Annotated in this window: 1 protein-coding gene; it reads left to right on the forward strand. The window is 63.7% G+C overall.

All coding sequences use genetic code 11. The features are described 5' to 3' along the window. A partial coding sequence (locus KJQ96_RS38420; protein ID WP_213291148.1) for an amino acid adenylation domain-containing protein occupies nt 1-1,703 on the forward strand: 1,703 nt, incomplete at both ends.

Consider the following 1,703-nt stretch of genomic DNA (forward strand, 5'->3'; position numbering starts at 1 on the left):
CTCCTGGAGGAGTTGAACCGGACGGCGGCCCCCTATCCGGCGGAGCAGTGCATCCATCAGCTGTTCGAGGCGCAGGTGCGTCAAGCGCCGGACGCGGTGGCGGTGGTCGATGCGGACGCGCGCTTAAGCTATGGCGAGCTCAATGCACGGGCGAACCGGCTCGCGCATCATCTGATCGGGCTCGGGGTGAGGCCCGGGGATAGTGTTGCGACAATGCTGGACCGCTCCGTTGCGCTTGTGGTGGCGCAGTTGGCGACCCTGAAGGCGGGGGGAGTTTATGTGCCGATCGATCGCGCTCTTCCATCTGCACGACAAAGCTGGATACTGGCCGACTGTGATGCGCGCCTCGTGCTTAGCGAGAGTGACGATGACGATCTGGTTGAGGTGACAATCCCTGTTCTGCCCATTGAGCCGCTCATGGCCGGAACAGGATGTAGTACCGATCCAGGCCTGGCATTGAGCGCCGAGGCCGCCGCTTATGTAATGTACACCTCCGGCTCGACCGGCGTTCCCAAGGGAGTTGTTGTTCCTCATCGTGCTGTCAACCGGCTCGTCATCAACAACGGCTATGCGGAGTTCAGCTCGAGGGATCGTGTGGGATGGCTGGGCAATCCCGCGTTTGATATCAGTACGCTGGAAGTCTGGGCACCGCTGCTACACGGTTCGAGCCTGATTGCGATTCCATACACTAATGTGCTGGAGCCAGAAGTGCTGCGCAGTCTGGTTCAGCAGCACCGCATTACCGTCCTGCATTTGACAGCGGGGTTGTTCAGGCAGAGCGCTAATGATCTAGGCCCGGTGCTGGCAAGTTTGCGGTTGCTATTAGTTGGTGGTGATACGGTTGATGTGGCGGCAGTAGCACGGGTGTTGAGGCAGAACCGACCGCAACATCTCTTGCACTGCTACGGTCCGACCGAGACGACGACCTTTGCGACAGTCTGCGAGATCAACGCGATTGATGAGCCATTCCAGCGGCTCCCGATTGGCCGACCGATCGCGAACACGCAGGTTTACCTGCTGGACGGTCATGGCGCGCCCGTTCCGTTCGGGGCGGTCGGGGAGCTTTACATCGGCGGGGCGGGGGTCGCGCGTGGCTATCTGAACCGGCCCGAGCTGACGGCGGAGCGGTTTGTGGCCGATCCGTTCAGCGCTGAGGCGGGGGCGCGGATGTACCGGACCGGGGATGTTGCGCGGTACTTGCCGGACGGCAATCTGGAGTTTTTGGGCCGCAACGACGACCAGGTGAAGATCCGGGGCTTCCGGATCGAGCCCGGCGAGATCGCGGCACGGCTCGTCGAACACGCATTCGTGCGCGATGCGGTCGTCGTGGCGCAACAGGATCGCACCGGCGAGAAGCGTCTTGTCGCCTATGTGGTTGCGGCTGCGGAGCACGCCGGCGAAGCTGAGGGATCTGACCTTGCCGGCACCTTGCGCGCGCATGTGAGTGCGCGGCTGCCCGACTACATGGTGCCGGCTGCGTTTGTGCGCCTGGCGGCGCTGCCGCTGACGGCAAACGGCAAGCTCGACCGCAAGGCGCTGCCGATGCCTGAGGATGCGGCCTATGCGCGCGCGGCCTATGAGCCGCCGCGGGGCGAGACCGAGACCGCGCTGGCGACGATCTGGGCGGAGCTTCTCGGTGTGGCGCGGGTCGGGCGGCACGACAACTTCTTTGACCTCGGTGGACATTCGCTGCTAGCGCTGCA

It is taken from the genome of Bradyrhizobium sp. sGM-13, from assembly GCF_018398875.1.
Lineage (GTDB): Bacteria > Pseudomonadota > Alphaproteobacteria > Rhizobiales > Xanthobacteraceae > Bradyrhizobium.